Origin of the sequence: Hymenobacter rubripertinctus (assembly GCF_003583925.1) — a bacterium.
GTDB lineage: Bacteria > Bacteroidota > Bacteroidia > Cytophagales > Hymenobacteraceae > Hymenobacter > Hymenobacter rubripertinctus.
Genome location: NZ_QYCN01000012.1, coordinates 120,862 through 140,011, shown reverse-complemented (window position 1 = coordinate 140,011; position 19,150 = coordinate 120,862). Strand labels below are relative to the sequence as shown.

General features: G+C 61.8%; 15 protein-coding genes. 2 read left to right on the top strand and 13 right to left on the bottom strand.

Features of this window, described 5'->3' with window-relative positions; translation table 11 throughout:
• Positions 1 to 59 precede the first annotated feature (59 nt).
• The 8 genes from D0T11_RS09880 to D0T11_RS09845 all read right to left on the bottom strand — a co-directional run bounded on the left by D0T11_RS09880 (position 60) and on the right by D0T11_RS09845 (position 6,421).
• The gene (locus D0T11_RS09880) at positions 60 to 695 is read right to left on the bottom strand and encodes a class I SAM-dependent methyltransferase (protein ID WP_119655622.1); all 636 of its coding nucleotides are present in this window, start codon (positions 693 to 695) and stop codon (positions 60 to 62) included.
• Positions 696 to 1,064: 369 nt separating this feature from the next.
• Positions 1,065 to 1,382: an ArsR/SmtB family transcription factor gene (locus tag D0T11_RS09875; protein WP_245990717.1), complete on the bottom strand. Its 318-nt coding sequence runs from the start codon at positions 1,380 to 1,382 to the stop codon at positions 1,065 to 1,067.
• 141 nt (positions 1,383 to 1,523) lie between these two features.
• Positions 1,524 to 2,111 (bottom strand): hypothetical protein, encoded by a 588-nt coding sequence (locus D0T11_RS09870; protein ID WP_119655621.1) that lies wholly within the window; start codon positions 2,109 to 2,111, stop codon positions 1,524 to 1,526.
• Positions 2,112 to 2,232: 121 nt separating this feature from the next.
• Positions 2,233 to 2,718: a 1,2-phenylacetyl-CoA epoxidase subunit PaaD gene (gene paaD, locus D0T11_RS09865; RefSeq protein WP_119655620.1), complete on the bottom strand. Its 486-nt coding sequence runs from the start codon at positions 2,716 to 2,718 to the stop codon at positions 2,233 to 2,235.
• A 318-nt stretch (positions 2,719 to 3,036) separates the two neighbouring features.
• Positions 3,037 to 3,786: a 1,2-phenylacetyl-CoA epoxidase subunit PaaC gene (gene paaC, locus D0T11_RS09860; RefSeq protein WP_119655619.1), complete on the bottom strand. Its 750-nt coding sequence runs from the start codon at positions 3,784 to 3,786 to the stop codon at positions 3,037 to 3,039.
• 140 nt (positions 3,787 to 3,926) lie between these two features.
• Positions 3,927 to 4,550 (bottom strand): phenylacetic acid degradation b, encoded by a 624-nt coding sequence (locus D0T11_RS09855; protein WP_119655618.1) that lies wholly within the window; start codon positions 4,548 to 4,550, stop codon positions 3,927 to 3,929.
• A gap of 156 nt (positions 4,551 to 4,706) precedes the next feature.
• Positions 4,707 to 5,696 (bottom strand): 1,2-phenylacetyl-CoA epoxidase subunit PaaA, encoded by a 990-nt coding sequence (gene paaA, locus D0T11_RS09850; RefSeq protein ID WP_182888326.1) that lies wholly within the window; start codon positions 5,694 to 5,696, stop codon positions 4,707 to 4,709.
• Positions 5,697 to 5,830: 134 nt separating this feature from the next.
• Positions 5,831 to 6,421, bottom strand: coding sequence for a TetR/AcrR family transcriptional regulator (locus tag D0T11_RS09845; protein ID WP_119655617.1), 591 nt, complete (start codon positions 6,419 to 6,421; stop codon positions 5,831 to 5,833).
• A 224-nt stretch (positions 6,422 to 6,645) separates the two neighbouring features.
• On the opposite strand from D0T11_RS09845, the gene D0T11_RS09840 reads away from it, so the two are divergent.
• Positions 6,646 to 7,719 carry a T9SS type A sorting domain-containing protein gene (locus D0T11_RS09840; RefSeq protein WP_119655616.1) on the top strand — a complete coding sequence of 358 codons (1,074 nt, stop codon included), beginning with the start codon at positions 6,646 to 6,648 and terminating at the stop codon, positions 7,717 to 7,719.
• Positions 7,720 to 7,956: 237 nt separating this feature from the next.
• On the top strand, positions 7,957 to 8,976 hold the full coding sequence (thiL, locus tag D0T11_RS09835; RefSeq protein ID WP_119655615.1) for a thiamine-phosphate kinase: 1,020 nt from the start codon (positions 7,957 to 7,959) through the stop codon (positions 8,974 to 8,976).
• Positions 8,977 to 9,131: 155 nt separating this feature from the next.
• On the opposite strand, the gene D0T11_RS09830 is transcribed toward thiL, so the two are convergent.
• The 5 genes from D0T11_RS09830 to D0T11_RS23455 all read right to left on the bottom strand — a co-directional run bounded on the left by D0T11_RS09830 (position 9,132) and on the right by D0T11_RS23455 (position 18,975).
• Positions 9,132 to 9,506, bottom strand: a complete 375-nt coding sequence (locus tag D0T11_RS09830; protein WP_119655614.1) for a hypothetical protein — start codon at positions 9,504 to 9,506, stop codon at positions 9,132 to 9,134.
• A 113-nt stretch (positions 9,507 to 9,619) separates the two neighbouring features.
• A complete protein-coding gene (locus tag D0T11_RS09825) occupies positions 9,620 to 9,901 on the bottom strand; it encodes a GIY-YIG nuclease family protein (RefSeq protein ID WP_119655613.1) in 282 nt (93 codons plus the stop codon).
• Between the two features lie 57 nt (positions 9,902 to 9,958).
• Entirely contained in the window at positions 9,959 to 11,368 is a 1,410-nt protein-coding gene (rlmD, locus tag D0T11_RS09820) for a 23S rRNA (uracil(1939)-C(5))-methyltransferase RlmD (protein ID WP_182888325.1), read from the bottom strand.
• Positions 11,369 to 11,565: 197 nt separating this feature from the next.
• Complete coding sequence (locus D0T11_RS09815; protein WP_147374596.1) at positions 11,566 to 16,665, bottom strand: T9SS type B sorting domain-containing protein; 5,100 nt, start codon at positions 16,663 to 16,665, stop codon at positions 11,566 to 11,568.
• 69 nt (positions 16,666 to 16,734) lie between these two features.
• Positions 16,735 to 18,975: a GEVED domain-containing protein gene (locus tag D0T11_RS23455; RefSeq protein WP_119655611.1), complete on the bottom strand. Its 2,241-nt coding sequence runs from the start codon at positions 18,973 to 18,975 to the stop codon at positions 16,735 to 16,737.
• Between the last annotated feature and the right edge of the window lie 175 nt (positions 18,976 to 19,150).

Below are 19,150 nucleotides of genomic sequence, written 5' to 3'. Positions count from 1 at the left end.
CTGTTTTCAACTGGCCCTTGCTTGTCGGTCAAGGAAAAAATCAGGGAAATAGTAAGTCCTTAAGCCACGTCGCGCAGCTGGCGACGGAAGGAGCAAAACAGGAAATTCTGGGTGGTTTGGAAGGGCGTGCAGTGGTCCTCGGTGCGGCAGCGCAGCTTCGTGAAGCCGGTTTGCAGCTGCGTGCTCAACTCCTGCTCGCTGTACTGGCGGATGGGCAAACCGCTGCACGAAGTAGGGCCGGTGGGCGAAAACGTGCCCATGGTGAGGTAGCCGCCGGGGGCCACTGCCGCCCGGGCCAGCGTGAGGTAACGGGCCACGTCGGGGGCGGTGGTCAGGAAGTGAAACGCGGCCCGGTCGTGCCAGAGCGCATAAGGCTGGGCGGGCTCGAAGTCGCGCACATCGGCTTCCACCCAGTGCACCCGCGCGGCCAGCGGCCCCAGCCGCTGGCGGGCCCGCGCCAGCGCCGCCCCCGAAATATCGAGTACCGTTAGGTTCTCGTAGCCCTCGGCCAGCAGATGGTCTACCAGCCGACTGTCGCCCCCGCCCACATCAATGATGGGCGCCTGGCGGGGTAACCGGAAATCGTGAATGAATTCGAGCGAGGTGGCGGGTACCGTCTCGGTCCAGCTGACCTGGTGGGGCTGACGGGTGCCATATACGGTTTCCCAGTGCTGCTTGGAATTGGGGGTGGCCATAGTTAGTGGATTAGGGTTTGGGACCAGTTGAACACGCTGCCGCGCAGGTAGCCGCTGGCACACGCATCGGGCCGGCGCACATTGGGCAGCAACACGCCGGGTTAGCACAGGTGTACGGAGAACCTGGCGGATTTGCGGCTCTGGTGAGCCCAAGTGGAAGGTTTCAGAAAGTTGAGCATGCAATCAGGAGGTGGCAGGCGGGTGCTACAGGACGGTATTGAGCCGTACTGGCCGCCGCCCGTGGTGTCCAGAGGAAAGACCAGCGCAGAAGGCCGCACCATAGCCGTAGGAGCAAACTATGGGCGAGAAAAAAACGCATGAAATAATGAAGGGGCATTCATGTGTTGAGGTAAAAAAAGCCGCACCGCCCTACAGGAACGTGCACGCGGCCAGGCACTGAATCACGTCCACCACTTCGCGCATTTTGAGCGAGTAGAACACGTGCTTGCCCTCGCGGGTGCTGCTCAGGATACCCTTGAGCTTCATGCCCGACAAATGATGGGAAGCCAGGCTTTGCTCAATGGTCAGCCGTTCGCAGATATCGTTCACCGATAAGCTCTCGTGCTGGGCGAGGAGCTGCACAATGGCAATGCGGGTAGGGTGGGCGGTGGTTTTGAGAATAAACGCCACCTTTTCCATCTTCTCAATGGACATGTTTAACTCAGCGGAGGAGATGGGAGTTGTCATAACGTGTTGTAAATCTATGATCATTTATTCATAAGTACAAAACGCCTGGGGGAGTTGTTCCCTCCAGGTAGAAAACACCGCTCCCATACCCGTAATGCACTCCACTTATCACCGGAAGACAGTAACTAACCACTCCGGCTACTACTCCACAATGGTAAACAGGGGCAGGGGCTGGAGCTTGGCGTACGTACCGCCGAGCTGCTGCAACTCCTGAGCGTGTACCACCAGGTAATTGTTGAAGCGGGTCACCGACTGATCGTAGTGCACGCGGTAGGCAATCAGGTCCACATCAGCGGTCTGGATACGCTCGGTCAGTTCCCGGATGATGGGGGCCGGCTCCCGGTTTTCGGGTAGTGCCAGGGCGTAAACAACGCGCAATAAAGAGTCCTGGGCAGCATCGTAGGCATCAATGCGGGCCGATTCGGCCATCGTCTGCTGGGTGTAGCGGCGCTTGGGTAATTTGTCGTTGGCGTATTGCAGTTGGGCTACCCGGGCGCGGTCGGTACCGGGTTGGGTGGTTAGTTCGCGCAGCAACCGGCGGGTATCGCGCAGCTTGGCATCGTCGGATTCCAGCATTTCGCTCCAGTTGGCCGCCACGGTGTCGCGCAGAATGTTGAGTTGCACCTTTACTGCTTCCGCCGAAGCCGGATCGAGGGGTTTGGGCGTACGGTTACAGCTGGCAAAAACGAGGGCCGCCACCAGCAGCAGCAGCGAGGTAAAGCGCTTCATAAAAAGGCAGACAAGAAAAGAGCGTGTAGCAGCCCAACGAAAACAACCCGAAAATCAATCAGTCTAACTCCAAAAAAAACGCCCACCAGCCCGCTCCCGGAAGGCACCCGGGAGCATGTTGTTAGATGGGTTTGAACTGCTCGAAGAGCTGGCGGCAGTCGTGGCAGTAGTGCACGGCCCGGCAGAGGGTGGCCCCGAAGGGCGTGCGCAGCTCCGTATTGGTGGTGTGGCAGCGCGGGCACTCGGCGTACTCCAGAATATCGAGGTCGAGGAGGCCGCCGTTGAGCTTGGGCGGCGTGGCCAGCCCGTGGCGGCGCAGGCCCTCCCGGCCCCGGTCGGTCACCATATCCGAGGTCCAGGGGTCGCGCAGGCTGATTTCGGTGGTTACGCGCGGGATGCCGTGGGCTTTGAGCGTCGTTTCCACATCGCGGCGCATGTAGTCCATGGCCGGGCAACCGGCGAAGGTGGGCGTGAGGCGCACGTACACGCCGCCGTCATCCTCCACCCGCACCTCCCGAATCACGCCGAGGTCCACGAGCGAAATCGTCGGAATCTCGGGGTCAGTCACGGCTTGAAGCCAGTCGAGAATCTGGGTTTCAGTGGGCATGGCGGGTGGGTGCTTAGTTAGGGAAGCTATTTAGAATGTCTGCTTTGTTGGTTAGCTGTCACCCTGAGCTTGCGAAGGGCCTTATTACGTGGGCGTATTTCACCTTCTTTCCGAGTTGTGCGGACGCGATGAGGTGCTTCGCAAGCTCAGGATGACAGACTTTTTGACTTTCTAAACAGCTTCAGGAGAATTTGCTTGAAAAACGTCATGCAGAGCGAGCCGAAGCATCTCGCGTGCTGACATTTAGTTACTCTTGCAACGTTAACACGCGAGATGCTTCGGCTCGCTCTGCATGACGTTTCTTCGCATCGCGCCAGCCTACCAATCGGCCGTAGGGTCAAGGCGGAATACCTCGGCCATTTCGTCGAGGAGCGGTTGCAGGTGCTCGGTGTGCTGGCCGTGGCGGCCGCCGGCTACGGGCGTGAGGGTGCGCAAGTCGGGTAACGTAAGGGCGGTTTGGGCCAGCACTTTGCTGACGCTGGCTTCCCAGCGGGTTTGCAGTTCTTTCTCGCCGATAAACAGGCCGCTGCTGATGATTTCGGGCTCGGCGTCGGTAGTTTCGAAAATGCCCAGGGCGTAGGGCAGCGTGAATTCCAGGGCCGCCTGCATGCGCTCAATGGCCTCTTCAGTGGCCGTGCCCAGGCGTTTCACCCAGGTGTTAGCGTGCAGTACGTGGTACTTCAGCTCGCCCTTGATCTTGCGGGCAACCAGGGCCAGCGGCTCGTAAGAGCTGTCGGCCAGGGCCTCGAAGCGGAGCAGCTCGGCATGATCAAACAGGAAGTGCCGGATCAGGCTGAAATCGTACTCGCCGATGGGCAACTCCGTGAGCTGGCAGCAATGAAACTGGGGGGCGTTGCGGGTGAAGGCCACCGTGTCGGGCTCGGCTTCGCCCAACTCGTGGAGCAGCGTGTAGAGCTGCAACGAGTGGCCGAGCTTGTCCTGGGCCATGCTCGAAAACGCAATGTCTTCTTCCAGAATCGGACCCAGCCCGTTCCATTCGGAGTTGCGGTGGCCCAGAATCAACTGGTCGTCGGCGAGGCGGTAAAGGAGGTCGAGGGTGGGGTTCATTCTTGGGAATGGGGGAAATGTGCAGCTAGTTGTCATCCTGAGCGGAGCGAAGGACCTCATCGGATAAGGGCAATTCGTCTTCGCATGACAAGATCCTTCGCTCCGCTCAGGATGACAAGTAATTTCGTGTCAGCCAGAATCTAGCCTTCCTGCTTGAACCGGTCGATGCGGTCCTGGACTTTGTAGGAAATGGCTTCGCGGTACTTCTTGTCGGGCGTAGTCGTCCACATGTCGCGGTCCTCGTCGTCGGAGCGTAGCAGGTCGGCGCTGCGAATGACCCACACGTTGACTACCGGGCGCTGGTCGCCGAAAGCAGCTTTAGCAGCTTGCAGGGCCGCTTCGGGCGAAGAAGCCGACACCTGGCCCACGTGGGCGTGGGCCTTGCCGCGTTTTTTGAGGTGGAAGATGTCGTACGCCTGCTGGCCGGTTGCGTCGGCCGTCGCAGACTCCACAGGTAGCAGTGGCAGCAAGTTGTACACCGATTCCTGGTCGTTGCCGTAGGGCGTTACCTGAATGGCGCTGGTAGGAGCCACCCACATACCCGTGCACGGGAAGCGCCGGCTGAACTGCTCCTTGGCAAACAAGAAGGCCACGTCGGCTTCGGGCGCGTGCACCGGACCCACGTAGGCGTAGGCCGCGTTTTCCTTGCGCTGATGGAATACCTCGTAAGTCGGAAACTGGTCCAGGGCCACCTTATCCGTAGGAATCGAGGGGGCGTCTGGCAGTTCCAGCCGGTTGATGCGCGGGTCGAAGGAAGAAAGCAAAGGGAAGGAATTAAAAATTAAACGTGTCTGGGAGTGTCATGCGGAGCGGAGTCGAAGCATCTCTACCGCTTCGGTGCGGTAGTCAGAAGTACCATGGTGGTAGAGATGCTTCGACTCTGCATTGCTGCACTCAGCGTGACGAATACTCACTACCCATTAAGCCAGCGGGCGGACGTACCGGGCCTGGGGCTGCTGCATGGCGCGGCGCACCCAGGCACCGTTTTCCTCGGCGGCGCGGCGCACGGCAATGCGCTCGGCGTTGCAAGGGCCGTCGCCGTTGATGACGCGTTTGAAGTCTTCCCAATCGGGCTCCGAGAATTCCCACACGCCGTCCTCATTCTTGCGCAGGTTGGCGTCGGGCAGCGTCAGGCCGATTTCCCAGATTTTGGGCACGTACATATCCAGAAACTGCTGGCGGCAGGCGTCGTTGGTGGCCATCTTCACCTTCCAGCGCATCAGGATTTCGGTGTGCGTGCTCATTTTGTCCGAGGGGCCGAAGAAGGTCATAATGGCGGGCCACCAGCGGTTGAGGGCCTCCTGCATCATCTTCCGCTGAATGGGTGTGCCGGTGGCCATGTGCACCACGGCGTCGTGGCCGTACTTGAGGTGAAAAGCTTCCTCGGCACAGATCCGGTCGAGGGCGCGGCAGTAGGGGCCGTAGCTGCCCTTGGCGTTGGCCAGCTGATTCACGATGGCGCCGGCATCAATGAGCCAGGAAATTACGTTCGAGTCGGCCCAGGTGGGCGTGGGGTAGTTGAAAACGTTGCTGTACTTGCTCTTGCCGTTCACCAGGTCCGAGAGCATCTGCTCGCGGGTTTTGCCCAAGGTTTCGGCGGCCGAATACAGCAGCTGGGCGTGACCTACTTCGTCCTGCACCTTGGCCATCTGGGCCATTTTGCGGCGGAAGCCGGGGGCGCGGGTAATCCAGGTGCCCTCGGGCAGCGAGCCAATGATTTCGGAGTGCGCGTGCTGCTCGATCATGCGCGTGAGCTGCTTGCGGTAGAGCTGAGGCATCCAGTCGGTGGGCTCGATTTTCTCGCCCCGGGCAATGCGGGCCTCAAACTCGGCCAGCAGAATCGGGTCTTCATTTTCGAGGCCGGTGGTAGCCTTGGCGGGAATATCGTGGGTGGAAGCGGAACCGTACATAGCTGGAGAAGTTAGAGGTGGGATGTGAGAACTGAGATGATGAAGTGGTCAGACGGAAGAGGTAGCTGAAGGGGGAAAGCAGGGTGCATGGTAGCACGCTACTCTCACCTGCGCCCCTCTATAATCTTTCACTTCTAATTTTCCCGCACTTCCAGCCCAAACAGGAGCTGATTGGCGAGACGGTGGGCAATATCGGCGGGGGCTAGTTTGCCCCCGGGCGCGTACCAGGTAGGCAGCCAGTTGAGCGAAGCCAGTAGGGTGAGGGAGGCAAAGGCCGGGTCGGGGGCGTACAGGGTGCCGGTTTCCGCCCCGTTGATCAGTAGCTGGCGGAACCCCGCTTCGTATTGCTCCCGCAGGGCCAGGAACTCCGTCCGGGCTGGCTCCGACAAATGCCGCCACTCGTGCAGGAACACGGCCGAAGCGGCAACGTCTGCCGTGAGAACCTGTACGTGGCTCTCTATTGCCCGGCGCAGGCTATCGGCTATCGGCAGCGTGTTGTTCTGGGTGGCGTCCTCGAAACCGGCAAAAAACTGGTCGGCCAGGCGGAAGCAGATGCGGTGCAGGATTTCCTCCTTGCTCCGGATGTGCGAGTAAATGCTACCGGCCTCAATGCCCAGGGCCGTGGCCAGTTCACGCATGCTGGTAGCCGCAAAACCCCGAGCCCGGAACAGTACCGTGGCCGTGTGGTCAATCTGGTCTTTGCGGGAAAGCAGGGCGGTTTCCATGGGAAGAGGGCGGGTGGGAAAGGAAAGCCAAATATACCATTGCTAACGTTCGTTAGCAAGAAAAAGTTTAAAGCTTTTCACTGGCTAGTGCCCAGACAGTCAGCGGCTCTGCCAAGGGTGATGCGAGGAGGCGTTATCCATTTTCTGATGCACGTATTGCCCACGACCGGCCCAAAAGCCTTATCTTAGCGGTCGGTTAAATCACACCTTTACCATTTGTACGCATGAAAAAGAACTACATTCTGGCTTCGGCCTTGCTGCTGGCGACGGCCACTACTTCGTTTGGACAAGGAACTGAGCTGTTCTTCTCAGAATATATCGAGGGCGCTCACCAGTCGGGCACTACTTACGGCGGTACAACTCCTTCAACCGGTAACGAGCGGGCTATTGAGGTGTTCAACCCGACCGTAGCCGGCGTCAGCCTCGACAAGTATTCGGTTCGTCGCTATTCCAACGGCTCCAGCACGCCTTCGGAGGAAGAAAAACTAAAGCGCACCACGGGCTCCAACGTGCTCAACTCGGCCGACGTGTTCGTGTACGCCAACGGCGAATCGACCCTGCCCGCCATTCTGAACGTGGTGGATCAGCTGGGCGCCTCGCCCTACGGTACGGTTGGCCCCAACACGATTACCAAGAGCGGCATTGCCTATTTCAACGGCAACGATGCGCTGGCGCTGGTGCGCTGGACGGGTGCTACGGCCGGTCAGGGCACGGGCATTCTGGTGGACATTTTCGGCGTAATCGGCCAGGATCCGGGTATCTCGTGGTCGGCGGAAGATGCGAACGGGGTATTGGTTACCTCGGCTAACCAGTCGCTGATGCGCCGCCCCTCCGTTTCGGCGGGTACCAAAGTGAACCCCCAGCCCCAGGGCGGTAATGATCCGAAGGCGCGTACCGGCTACAACATTTCCACTGAGTGGGATTCGTACTCTACGGCTTTCCCCGGCGGGGTGCAGGATCCGGCGGCCCAGAGCTACGCCCGCCTGGGCGAGCACAACGACTACAACGGCCCGTACGGCGCCTACGCGCCCCTCAAAACGCTTGCGAAGTTCAACTCGTCCATCGGCATTTACCCGAACCCGGCCAGCGGCCAGGCCATTGTAGAAATCAAAGGGGCCAAAGTGGGCTCTATCACGGTGCTCAACTCGGTGGGCCAAACCATTATGGCCCAGCCCCGGGGCCTGAACGAGGAGACCGTGAAGCTCGACATCTCGCGCCTTTCCCCCGGCCTGTACTTCGTGCAGTTTATCTCCCAGGATGGCCAGCTGAAAGTATACAAGGAACTGCTGGTGAAGTAACGCACGGATACCCGCTGATTGATCCTGATGTTCTTGATTATTGGCTTAGGATAAACAAAGAGGCCGCCCTATACGGGCGGCCTCTTTTGTTCTGGTTGGCAGGGGGGAGGGGCCAGGCAAGCAGCTGGTGCGGCACTTGTCTTTGGGGACCTTACCTTTGTGCCTACTCGTTGGCAACGGACCCGCGCCGTCCGAATCAGCGAAATCAGTGAGCAATCAACATACTCCGTGATTACTATGACGCCCCTTGACCAAGTAGGTGAGTTCGGCCTGATCCGTCGGATTCAGGAAACCGTGCAGCTCACCCAACCCAGTACCATCCTCGGCATCGGCGACGACGCGGCCATTCTGGCTCCGGCCGCCGGGCAGGAGCTCGTCATCAGCACCGACTTATTGGTGGAAGGCGTGCATTTCGACCTTACGTTCTGCCCCCTTAAGCACCTGGGCTACAAAGCCGTGGCCGTGAACGTGTCCGACATTGCCGCTATGAATGCCTTGCCCACCCAGATTGTGGTGGCGGTCAGCATTCCGGCCCGCTTCACGGTGGAAGCCGTGGAAGAGCTCTTCGAAGGCGTAAAGCTGGCCTGCGAAGCCTACAACGTGGACTTAGTGGGCGGCGACACTACCGGCAGCCGCGCCGGCCTCACCATCAGCATTACGGCCCTGGGCCAGGCCGAGGCCGGCCAGGCTGTGCGCCGCAGCGGGGCTGGCCCCAACGATTTGCTCTGCGTAACCGGCGACCTGGGCGGGGCCTACTTAGGCTTGCAGGTGCTGGAGCGCGAAAAACTGGCCTGGCAGGCCGACCCCGAAACCCAGCCTGAACTGGATAAGTATCCCTACGTGCTCCAGCGCCAGCTCCGTCCCGAGGCCCGCATGGACGTCATCCACGAGCTGCGCGACCTGGGCGTGACGCCCACCAGCATGATTGACGTATCCGACGGGCTGGCTTCCGAGGTGCTCCACCTCTGCCAGGCCAGCGGCACCGGCGCGCGCATCTTCACCGAGAACCTGCCCATTGCCAACCCCACGCTGGAAGTGGCCGAAGAATTCAACCTCGACCCCATCATGTGCATGCTCAACGGCGGCGAAGACTACGAGCTGCTGTTCACCGTCCCGCTCGCCGACCACGCCAAGCTCAAAAACCACCCCGACATCACCATCATCGGCCACATGGTGGACAAGAGCGAAGGGGCCAACCTCATCACCAAAGCCGGCCAGCCTGTGCCGTTGAAGGCGCAGGGGTTTAGCCATTTTTAATCACAGATGTTGCAGATGTTGCAGATGAAAATGGATTCGTTCTGCTAGTAGATTCGTTCAACGACAGATTTCTGAAGTCAGCAAATTTGATTGTCGAACAAATCCAGCGTCAGAACGAATCCTTTTTCATCAGCAACATCAGCAACATCTGTGATTTAGTCTTCCGGGTAGGGGATATATACGAAGTTGGTAAACTCCTCGTCGAGCACGAACAGGCAGCAGTACTCATTGGCGTCGCGGTAGGTGCTTTGGAAGGCTTCGATGCCTTCTTCGCTGATGATGCCCTGCTGCACAAACAACTCCAGGTAGCTGGCGAAAACGTGCCACTCCAGGTCCATTTCATCGGCATTTACCAGCAGGCCGCCCAGTGGTACTTCCTGGCGGGCAAACACGAAGATGGGGTACTTCGAAATGTCGCGCTTGCGGATTTGCGACGAGGCTTCGCTGAGCGTATCGGACACGGTGGCGAAATCCTTGGTGATGGTGCCGAGGTATTTGCCGTTCAGTTCGGGGTCGTTGGTGTAGTCCATGTGGTATGGTGTACATCTGTCATCCTGAGCGGAGCGAAGGACCTTATCACGTGTAAACGATACGTTCAAGCGTGATAAGGTCCTTCGCTCCGCTCAGGATGACAGGTAAATATTCACGTTTCTAGAAAGACCCAGTTAGAGTTGTCAACTGCAATCAATGCTTCTTTCTTTGCTCGCGTCCAGCCCTTCAATTCCTTCTCACGGGCAATAGCAGCTTTGCTATTCTGATGCTCTTCAAAGTAGATCAGATTATAACAGAAGTACTTGCCTGCAAAAGTTTGGGCTGAACCACGATTAGCATAGTGCTGAGCCATTCGATTTGCAAGGTCGTTGGTAATGCCGATGTACAAAACTTTCCTCGCTGGGTTTGTAGTGATGTACACATAGTAGGACATAGCAACGACATGTCTGAGCGTGATAAGGTCCTTCGCTCCGCTCAGGATGATAGGTGGTTACCGCAACTCCAGCAGCACCACGTTCTCCATGTGGTGGGTGTGCGGGAACATATCCACGGGCTGCACTTTCACCACGCTGTACGCTTCATCCAGTAGCTCCAAATCCCGGGCCTGGGTGGCGGGGTTGCAGCTGACGTAGACGATGCGGGGGGCGCGCATTTCGAGCAGGCGGGCCACCACGTCGGGGTGCATGCCGGCGCGGGGCGGGTCGGTGATGACGACGTCGGGGCGGCCGTGCTTGGCAATGAACTCGGCGTTGAGCACGTCCTTCATGTCGCCGGCGTAGAACTCGGTGTTGGTCGTGCCGTTGATTTCGGAGTTGAGGTAGGCGTCCTGTACCGCCGACTCCACGTACTCGACGCCCACCACGTGCCGGGCCTGCCGGGCCACGAAGTTGGCAATGGTGCCGGCCCCGGTGTAGAGGTCGTACACCAGTTCCGAGCCGGTAAGCTGGGCGAAGTCGCGGGTGATTTTATAGAGGTTGTAGGCGCCCTCCGAGTTGGTTTGGTAGAACGATTTTGGCCCCACGCGGAAGCGCAGGCCTTCCATTTCCTCGTGGATGTGTGGCTCGCCCCGGTAGCAGACCACCTCCAGGTCGTTGAAGGTTTCGTTGCCCTTTTCGTTGAGCACGTAGTTGAGGGAGGTGATTTGCGGGAACCGCTCGGCCAGGAAATCCAGTAGCGGCACCAGCGCGTCGTGGGCGTAGTAGCACTGCAAAATCACCATCAGGTCGCCGGTGTTGGCCGTCCGGATGATGAGGTTGCGCAAAAAGCCCTCCTGGGTCACGAGGTTGTTGAAGGGCAGCTCGTGCTCCAGGGCATAGTCGCGCACCGCCAGCCGAATCTGGTTGCTCGGGTCGGGTTGGAGCCAGCAGTGGTTCACGTCCAGAATCTTATCGAAGCGGCCGGGGGTGTGGAAGCCCAGCACGCGCCGCTCGTAATCGTGGCCGCTGGCAATCTGCTCGTTGGTCAGCCAGCCGTTGTGGCTGAAGGTGTATTCCAGCTTGTTGCGGTAATAGGTCTGGTCGGGCGAGGGCGTGATGGGCAGGATTTCGGGTAGGGCCACTTTGCCGATGCGTTGCAAGGTGTCGGCCACCTGCTGGTGCTTGAACTTGAGTTGGGTTTCGTAGCCCAAGTGCTGCCACTTGCAGCCCCCGCAGGTGCCGAAATGCTCGCAGAACGGCGTTACGCGCAGCTCGGAATACTTATGAAACTTGGTGGGCACGGCCTCCAGAAAGTTCTTCTTGGCCTTGGTCACGCGCAGGTCCACCACGTCGCCGGGCGCTACCTGGGTCACGAATATCACCAGATTCTCGCGGCGCACCAGGCACTTGCCCTCGGCCACCATGTTGGTAATTTCGACTTCGCGGAGCAGCTCCGCGGGGATGTTTTTAACGGATTTCCTCACGGGCACAAAGGTAATCACGGATTGCCGCGGATTTTCGGGATTGCGCGGATTTTGTGAGCGGTGGTAAGCAGGGGTGGTGCCACGCCCTGGAACCTGGTCGGACGGCCAGGGGCCGCACCACAGAAGGTACGAAGCCGGTAAAGCAAAAGAGCCGCTCGGAAGCTCCGAACGGCCCTTTCAGGGTAAGTCAGTATTCGCTAGCGGGTAATCTCGAACCAACCCTTGTAGCTGGTGCCGTTATCGAGCTTGAAGAGGTAGTAGTACATGCCCGGGCTGCACCCTTCGCCGCCGAAGGTGTTGCGGTAGTTGCGGGTTTCGTACAGCTGCTTGCCCCAGCGGCTGTACACGGTGAGCGTATTGCTGGGGTAGAGCTGCACGTTGTCGATGACGAGAAAATCGTTCTTGCCGTCGCCGTTGGGCGTGATGATGTTGTAGAAGCCCAGCTTGTTGTCGAACGATACGCAGGCGTCGTTCGAGAAAGCCGCGCGGGCGGTGGCATCGGTACTCACTGCCTGCACCCGGAAGCACTGGCTGAAACCGGCCGTGCTGCTGGTTTGCTCCAGGCTGAGGGTGGTGCCGCTTACCGTCGCCACCAATTCGGCCGTGCCGTTATCGGCCACCCGGCTGATGCGGTACTCCTTCACCGCGAAGCCCTGGTAAGCCGTCCAGCTCACCTTCACCTGGCCGGGGAGGCGGGTGTCGGAGCTTTCGGTGGCGGCGGCCTTGGTCAGGATGGTGGTGTGCTCCTGGCTGCTGAGCACGGTGCCGCAGGCGTTGGTCAGGTCGAGGCGGTACTGGTAGGCGCGGGCATCGGCATCCACGCCGGTATCGGTGAAGGTGGCAGCCGTGTTGGCCACGTTGCCCACGGCCACGTAGGCGGCAGTGCTGCCCGCGTCGCGCCGCAGAATCTGGACCCGGTTGCCGTTGCCAGTATTATTGGGCACGGCCAGGGCCAGCGTGATGCTGCGGTCCTGGCTGGCCGCTTCTACCGAAGCGGTACTCAGGGCCACGGCGGCGTTATCGGGCCGGAGGGTGAAGGTGGCCGCGCAGCTCCGGACGGCGGGGTTGGCGTCGGCTACGCTCAGCGTAACGGTAGTGGTGCCCGCCGGTACATCGAGGGTCACGGTGTTAGTGCCCTGGCCGGCCGTAATGGTCGCCCCGGGGGCCGTCCACTGTAGCTGGCTGCCGGTGTAGGTAGGCACCGTGAAGCGCAGCCCCGTGCGGGTCTCGGGGCAGTAGCTGGCCGGACCGGCAATGGCCAGGGCCGGTACTACCAGGAACGTTTTGGTGTAGAGCGGACCCGCGCAGCCGCTGGCATTGGTTTCGCGGATGGTGAGCGTGTATGGCGTGGCGCTCACGGGCGGCACGGGCAGCGTTACGGTTGTGCCGGTGCCGGTTACGGTTGCCCCGTTCAGGGTGAAGAGGTAGGCCGAATTGGCGGCTCCGGGCAGCGTGAAGGTGAGGTTGCCGCTGTTGGCACACACCCGGTCGGGGCCGGCTACGGCCAGCGTGGTGGCCGGTGAAGGCAGCACCGTCACGTAGAGCGTATCGCTCTGGCCCCGGCAGACACCGCCGGCCGGGTTGCTCGATTCGGTTACGACCAGCTTAGCAATGCCGGGCTGGGTAAAGCGAATCTGAACCGAAGACTGAGTAGAGCTGATCTGGGTGCCGCCCACAATCTGCCAGCCATAAACCGAGCCGTTGGTGTAGGGCGTCTGGTAAGTGAAAGGGCCGTCGGCGAGGCAGACGCGCAGCGGGCCGGTGGGCCGGGCCGTGGCCAGCTGCTGATTCACCCGCACCGGCAGGGCAATGGTATCGGAGGAGCAGCCAAAGGAGTTGAACTGGAAGGCCCGCACCGAGGCGTTGGGGGTAGCCGCGCCCCAGTTTACGGTAATGGCAGGGGTGCCCTGGCCGCTGGCAATGGTGCCGCCTGTTACTTGCCACTGGTAGGCGGTGTTGGTGGGGTTCAGAATGCTATAGGCCACGCCCTGTACCGTGGGGCAGACCGAAACCGAGCCCCGGATGCTGTCGGGGGCGGGGCGGGGGTTCACCGTCAGGCGTACCGTGCTGGTGGCCGCGCAGCCCTGGGCCGTGGTGGCCGTGAGCACGTAGGTCAGGGTGAGGGGCGTGGCGGTGGTATTGCGGCCCGTAAACACGGGCTGGGCGGCGGTGCTGCTGCTCAGGCCGGTAGCAGGGCTCCACTGGTAGGTGTAGCCCGTGAGGGCGGCCGAACCGATGGTCCGCTGCTGGCCGTCGCACAGCGCGGCATCGGCCCCGGCGTTGGCCACGGCGGCCGGGTTGATGGTGACGGCAACCGTGCTGGTGGCCGCGCATCCTTGGGCCGTGGTGACCGTGAGCGTGTAGGTGTACGTGATGGGCGTCGGGCCGGAATTCACCCGGTTAACTACCGGCTGGGCAGCGGTGGGGCTGCTCAGCCCGGTAGCCGGGCTCCACTGATAGGTGTAGCCCGTGAGGGCGGCCGCGCCGAGTGTCGTGGTTTCGCCCGAACAAATGGCCCGGCTGGCCCCAGCGTTGGCTACGGCGGCCGGGTTCACCGTCACCGTTACGGTGCTGGTGGCCGCGCAGCCCTGGACCGTGGTGGCCGTGAGCGTGTAGGTAGCCGTGATGGGCGCGTTGGTGGTATTGGCAAGCGTGAGCGTTGGCTGGGCCGTAGTGCTGCTGCTCAGGCCAGTGGCCGGGCTCCACTGGTAGATGTAGCCCGCGAGAGCAGCCGCGCCGAGCATCGTGGTTTCGCCCGAACAAATGGCCCGGCTGGCCCCGGCGTTGGCTACGGCGGCCGGGTTCACCGTCACCGTTACGGTGCTGGTGGCCGCGCAGCCCTGGGCCGTGGTGGCCGTGAGCGTGTAGGTAGCCGTGATGGGCGCGTTGGTGGTGTTGGCGAGCGTGAGCGTGGGCTGGGCCGTAGTGCTGCTGCTCAGGCCGGTGGCCGGGCTCCACTGATAGGTGTAGCCCGTGAGGGCGGCCGAACCCAGCGTCACGGCGCTGCCCGAGCACAGGGCCTGATTGGCCCCGGCATTGGCTACGGCGGCCGGGTTCACCGTCACCGTTACGGTGCTGGTGGCCGCGCAGCCCTGGACCGTGGTGGCCGTGAGCGTGTAGGTAGCCGTGATGGGCGCGTTGGTGGTGTTGGCGAGCGTGAGCGTGGGCTGGGCAGAGGTGGCGCTGCTCAAGCCGGTAGCAGGGCTCCACTGATATGTGTAGCCCGTGAGGGCGGCCGAACCCAGCGTCACGGCGCTGCCCGAGCACAGGGCCTGATTGGCCCCGGCATTGGCTACGGCGGCCGGGTTCACCGTCACCGTTACCGTGTTGGTAGCCGTGCAATTGCCCGGAGCCGTGGCTACAAGCGTGAACGTGTAGGTGCCGGGGGTGGCAGCCGTAAACACGGGCTGGGCAGCGGTGGCGCTGCTCAGGCCGGTGGCCGGACTCCACTGGTAGGTGTAGCCCGTGAGGGCGGCCGCGCCGAGCATCGTGGTTTCGCCCACGCACACGGTGCGGTTGGCCCCCGCGTTGGCGATGCCCGCGGCATTCACACTCACCGTTACCTGGCGGGTCAGCACGCAGGTTGTGCCGGTGGTGGTGACGGTGTAAGTGGTGGTCTGGGTCGGCGAAACGGTGATGCTGGCTCCGGTGAACGTCTGGCCGCCGCCGGTCCAGGTGTAGGTCTGGCCGCCGCTGGCGGTGAGGGTGGTGGAGGCCCCCGCGCAGATGCTCACGTTGGGGGTCACGTTCAGCGTACCCTGGTCGAAGGTAATGCTGCGTGACACCGAGTCGCTGGGACAGCCCACGGCCGAAACGCCCCGTAAAGTAACGGTGCCCAGTGCGCTGTTACCCCACAACACCTGGATGCTGCCGGCCGTAGCCGGCCCCTGAATGGTGCCGCCCCGCACCGTCCAGCGGTAAGTATTGGCGGCGGGGCCGGTGGCGGTATAAGTGCGCACCTGCCCCCGGTCGCATACCGTGGAGTCGCCCACGATGCCGGTGGGGCCGGCAGCCCGGGTTACGGTAATGCGGAACACGTCCGATACGCTCTTGCTGCCGCAGGTATTGTCCGTCACGGTTACCACCACGTCGTAGGGCGTGGCGCGGGCATCGCCGCAGTGGGAGTTGAACTGAAACTGGCCCGTTACGCTTGCCGTGGCCGTTACACTCACGCTGCCAATCGGGTTGTTCACCGGCACGGTACCCTGGCTGCCGTTTACGCTGAAGTCAAACGGCCCGGTGCCATCCAGCAGCGGGCTGCTCACTTTCATGGTCAGCGACTTGCCTTCGGGGTCGGTGCCGGTTACGCTGAAGCTCAGGGGCCGGCCTTCTTCCACGGTGTAATTTTTCACCGCTACTGAGGGTGGGGTGAACACCGGAGGCTGGTTGGCCTGGCAGGGGCGCGACACCAGCTGAATGTCGCGCCGGGTAGTGCCCACGAGCACCTCCCGGCCATTGATGGTCCGGTACTCCTTCACATCAACGGCCACCACGTACTTGCCCTGCATGGGGGCCGCGTACTGGCTCAGGCCGGTGCTGGCGTTCAGGGCGGCATAGCTGCCCGGCCCGAAGGGCTGGGTGGCGCTATAGCCCGACGCATACACCACCGAGGGCGGGGGCGGGGTGAAATTACCGAAGGGCGCCTGGCCCTGGTAGGGCGTGCCGAAGGAGTAAATCAGCCGGTCGCCGTCGGCATCGTAGGCGTTGTTGAGGATGAAGCTGGTATCGCCCTGGCAGATGACGGCCACGGCCGTATCGGAGAAAACGGGGGAGGTGTTGGGCAACAGCGGCGGGGCCATGTCCGTGTACAGGGTCAGGTTGGTATTGCCCGGGTTCTGGAGGTTGGTCACGTCCACGTTGCGCGCCAGGTCCGTGTACACGGCGTAGTAGCCATCAAACGAGAGCGGCAGATTGACGATGGTCACGTACTTAGCCAGCGTCACGCGGGGCGGCTGGCTGTTGGGCAGCGTACAGCTGACCGGACTAGGCGGCGTCACTTCCGCGAAGCTGGTGCGCGGCACCGTTACCACCATAATGCGCGCCCCGCTCTGCGACTTATTATAAAAGGAAATGTCCACGCTGGGCCGGCCGTCGGGAGCAACGGAGCCGGCTTCCTTGTTCAGATACACCAGTACCGTTACCTGGTAGCGAAACGGGGCGCTGGCCGGGCCGTTGGCATCGAGGTACTTATAGTTCATTTCGCCTCCCAGCAGGTGAGTGGCCGCCGCTGGCCGCGCCCCGGCCAGCAGTGCCAGCCAAAACACGAGAAACCCAATACGCAGTAAACGAGGGTGCATAAATCAGAATAAGAAAAGAGAGGGCCGGACCGCTGCGCGATCCGGCGTAAAAAGCAAAGACAACGAAAATTAGTCGCGCACGAGGCGGCGCACGGCGCTCTGGCCGTGGGTGCCGCGCAGGCGCAGCACATACAGGCCCCGGGGCAGCTGGCTCAGGTCGAGGCTGGTTTCCAGGCCGGCCCCCAGCCGAAGCTGTCCCCGGTAGAGGCGGGCTCCGAGCACATTTTCCACCTCCACCGTGTAGGTGTCGGGGGCGCTGGTTTCCGTTAGCCGGAGCCGGCCGTCGGGGGTAGGGTTGGGATACACGGCCAGCGTGGGCAGCGAAAGGGCCGCCGTGGTGGCCGTAACGGGTACTACCAGCACGCTGTAATCCTCAATCTCGCTGTTGTTGCGGGGCTGAGTGCCCGTGCAGGCCACGGCCGTGTTGTTGTCGAGGCGGGCCATGATGCGCATGCGGGTGATGCCGGCCAGCCCCTGGGTGGTCGGTACGGTGAGCACAATGCTGGCCGGGTTGGTGCTGATGGCATTGGACACCAGTTCCGATGTAGCGAAAAAGCCGTCCCGGTTCCAGTCGACCCACACGCTGGTCACGCGTTGGAAAGCAGCGTTGGTCGTTACGCTGAGAGTGGAGTTCTGGCCCTGGCGTACGGTCATCACCTGGCCCGCGTAGTTGCCATAGCCGTTGGCGTCGGCCGCGGAGTTGTTGACGAAGGCTGCCGACTGGGGGGTGGTAAGGGTGACGTTGGTAATCCAGAAGGCCGAGTTGAGGCCCGAGGCCGCGCAGTATTGCAGGCAGGGCACCGTCACGACCACGTAGTTGGCGCGGGTGCTGGTTGCCGTGCCGTAGGCATTGGTGGCGGCCAGGGCTACCGTGTAGGTGCCGGTGGTGGCGTAGGTGTGGGTGGGGTTCTGGAGGGTACTGGTCGTGCCGTCGCCAAAATCCCAGCGCCAGCTGGTGGGGCCGTTCTGGCTCAGGTCGGTGAAGCGGATGCCGGTCTGACAGCTGCCGGCCACGTAATCGGAAGTGAATTCCGGGGTGGGCGGAAACGCATTCACGCGCACCGTGAGGGTGTAATCTTCGGCCTGTCCGTACTGAATACCGCCGCAGGCCGTAAAGCCCGAACCCACGAAATCGGATATCACCCGCAGGCGCAGCGGCTTATCGAGCACGGCCGTGGCCGGAATCTGGAGCGTGCCGGCGGGGCTGGTGGTATTCAGGGCCTCGTAGAGCAGTTCGGTGGCCCCAAAAATGCCGTCGTTGTTGGCATCCAGCCATATACGGGTATCCTGGGGGTTGCTCGGGCCGGTAGTCAGGCTCACCGGATAGCGGTTGCCAGCCGTCACTTCCGCCTTCCCGGAGCAGGTGAAATCCTGGTAGCCCACCTGGCCGTTGGCCGACGCCTGGGTGAAGTTGCCCAGCGTGAACTGCGTGATGCCGTAGCCGCAGCAGTAGGCCGCCGTAGCCGGGGTGCAGGTAGCCGCCACGGGCACCACGTTGTCGTAGGTGATGTAGCTGGCGCGGGTTTTCGAGCTGCTGCCCACCGCGTTGGTAGCCGTGAGCATCACCGTGAATGTGCCCGCCGTGGCGTAGGAATGCGAAGGGCTGCGCAGGGTGCTGGTGGTGCCGTCGCCAAAGTTCCAGAGCCAGCTGGTGGGGCCGTTCTGGCTCAGGTCGGTAAACTGCACCACTCCGGAACAGGTTTGAGTGGGGGCGGCCTGAAAGTCGGCCACCGGGGTCTGGGTGCTGCTGGTGGCAATCAGGGCGTAATCCTCGGTCTGGGAATACTGGGGGGTAGAACAGGGAGCCGGCACGGGGGCGTTGGCGTAGTCGGCGGCCACGCGCAGGCGCAGGCGCACGCCCGGTACGGTGGTAGCGGGCAGGCGCACCGTGCCGGTGTGCAGGCGCTTGGCATCGGAGCTGAACAGCAGCTCGGTGGTGGTGTTGAACACGCCGTCGTTGTTCAGGTCGGCCCATACCCGCACGGTTTCGTCGGCGTTGTTGTTGGTCCGGATACTGATCGGTACATCGGTGCCCACGGCCAGCGTAGCCGCCGCCAGCGTGCAGGAGTAGTCCTTGTAGCCCTCCTGAGCCCCGGAGGTGGTATTGTTGAGGCTGCCCAGGGTCACGTTGAAAATACCCATGCCGTAGGCCACATTTGCGGTGGGCGCGTTGCCGGGCGTGCAATTACTGGGAGCGGCCGGGCAGCTCTGGGCTTGCGTCAGCAGTGGAAACAACGGCAGTACCAGGGCCAGAACGGCCGTGGCAAACCCGGTTTTCCCACCCCGGAGCAGGGGTACAGGTTGGTTCATATAAATCGGAATAGAAGCGGGCGTAAGACAAAGGTCGAAGGTAACCGCAATCCGGGACAAAATACGCTTTCCGGGGGGGCGATTTTACGAGGCACAGGAATAGTTTTGCCGGGTGCTACGGGCGGCCAAGCAGGGCAGCGCGCGGGCAGATCGGGGGAATTTGCCGTAGGTTTGC

What these genes read in the sequence shown, in the direction of transcription:
- D0T11_RS09880 (WP_119655622.1), bottom strand. Translation starts at nt 695, where the DNA reads ATGGCCACCCCCAATTCCAAGCAGCACTGGGAAACCGTATATGGCACC.
- D0T11_RS09875 (WP_245990717.1), bottom strand. Translation starts at nt 1,382, where the DNA reads ATGACAACTCCCATCTCCTCCGCTGAGTTAAACATGTCCATTGAGAAG.
- D0T11_RS09870 (WP_119655621.1), bottom strand. Translation starts at nt 2,111, where the DNA reads ATGAAGCGCTTTACCTCGCTGCTGCTGCTGGTGGCGGCCCTCGTTTTT.
- paaD (WP_119655620.1), bottom strand. Translation starts at nt 2,718, where the DNA reads ATGCCCACTGAAACCCAGATTCTCGACTGGCTTCAAGCCGTGACTGAC.
- paaC (WP_119655619.1), bottom strand. Translation starts at nt 3,786, where the DNA reads ATGAACCCCACCCTCGACCTCCTTTACCGCCTCGCCGACGACCAGTTG.
- paaA (WP_182888326.1), bottom strand. Translation starts at nt 5,696, where the DNA reads ATGTACGGTTCCGCTTCCACCCACGATATTCCCGCCAAGGCTACCACC.
- D0T11_RS09845 (WP_119655617.1), bottom strand. Translation starts at nt 6,421, where the DNA reads ATGGAAACCGCCCTGCTTTCCCGCAAAGACCAGATTGACCACACGGCC.
- D0T11_RS09840 (WP_119655616.1), top strand. Translation starts at nt 6,646, where the DNA reads ATGAAAAAGAACTACATTCTGGCTTCGGCCTTGCTGCTGGCGACGGCC.
- thiL (WP_119655615.1), top strand. Translation starts at nt 7,957, where the DNA reads ATGACGCCCCTTGACCAAGTAGGTGAGTTCGGCCTGATCCGTCGGATT.
- D0T11_RS09830 (WP_119655614.1), bottom strand. Translation starts at nt 9,506, where the DNA reads ATGGACTACACCAACGACCCCGAACTGAACGGCAAATACCTCGGCACC.
- D0T11_RS09825 (WP_119655613.1), bottom strand. Translation starts at nt 9,901, where the DNA reads ATGTCCTACTATGTGTACATCACTACAAACCCAGCGAGGAAAGTTTTG.
- D0T11_RS09815 (WP_147374596.1), bottom strand. Translation starts at nt 16,665, where the DNA reads ATGCACCCTCGTTTACTGCGTATTGGGTTTCTCGTGTTTTGGCTGGCA.
- D0T11_RS23455 (WP_119655611.1), bottom strand. Translation starts at nt 18,975, where the DNA reads ATGAACCAACCTGTACCCCTGCTCCGGGGTGGGAAAACCGGGTTTGCC.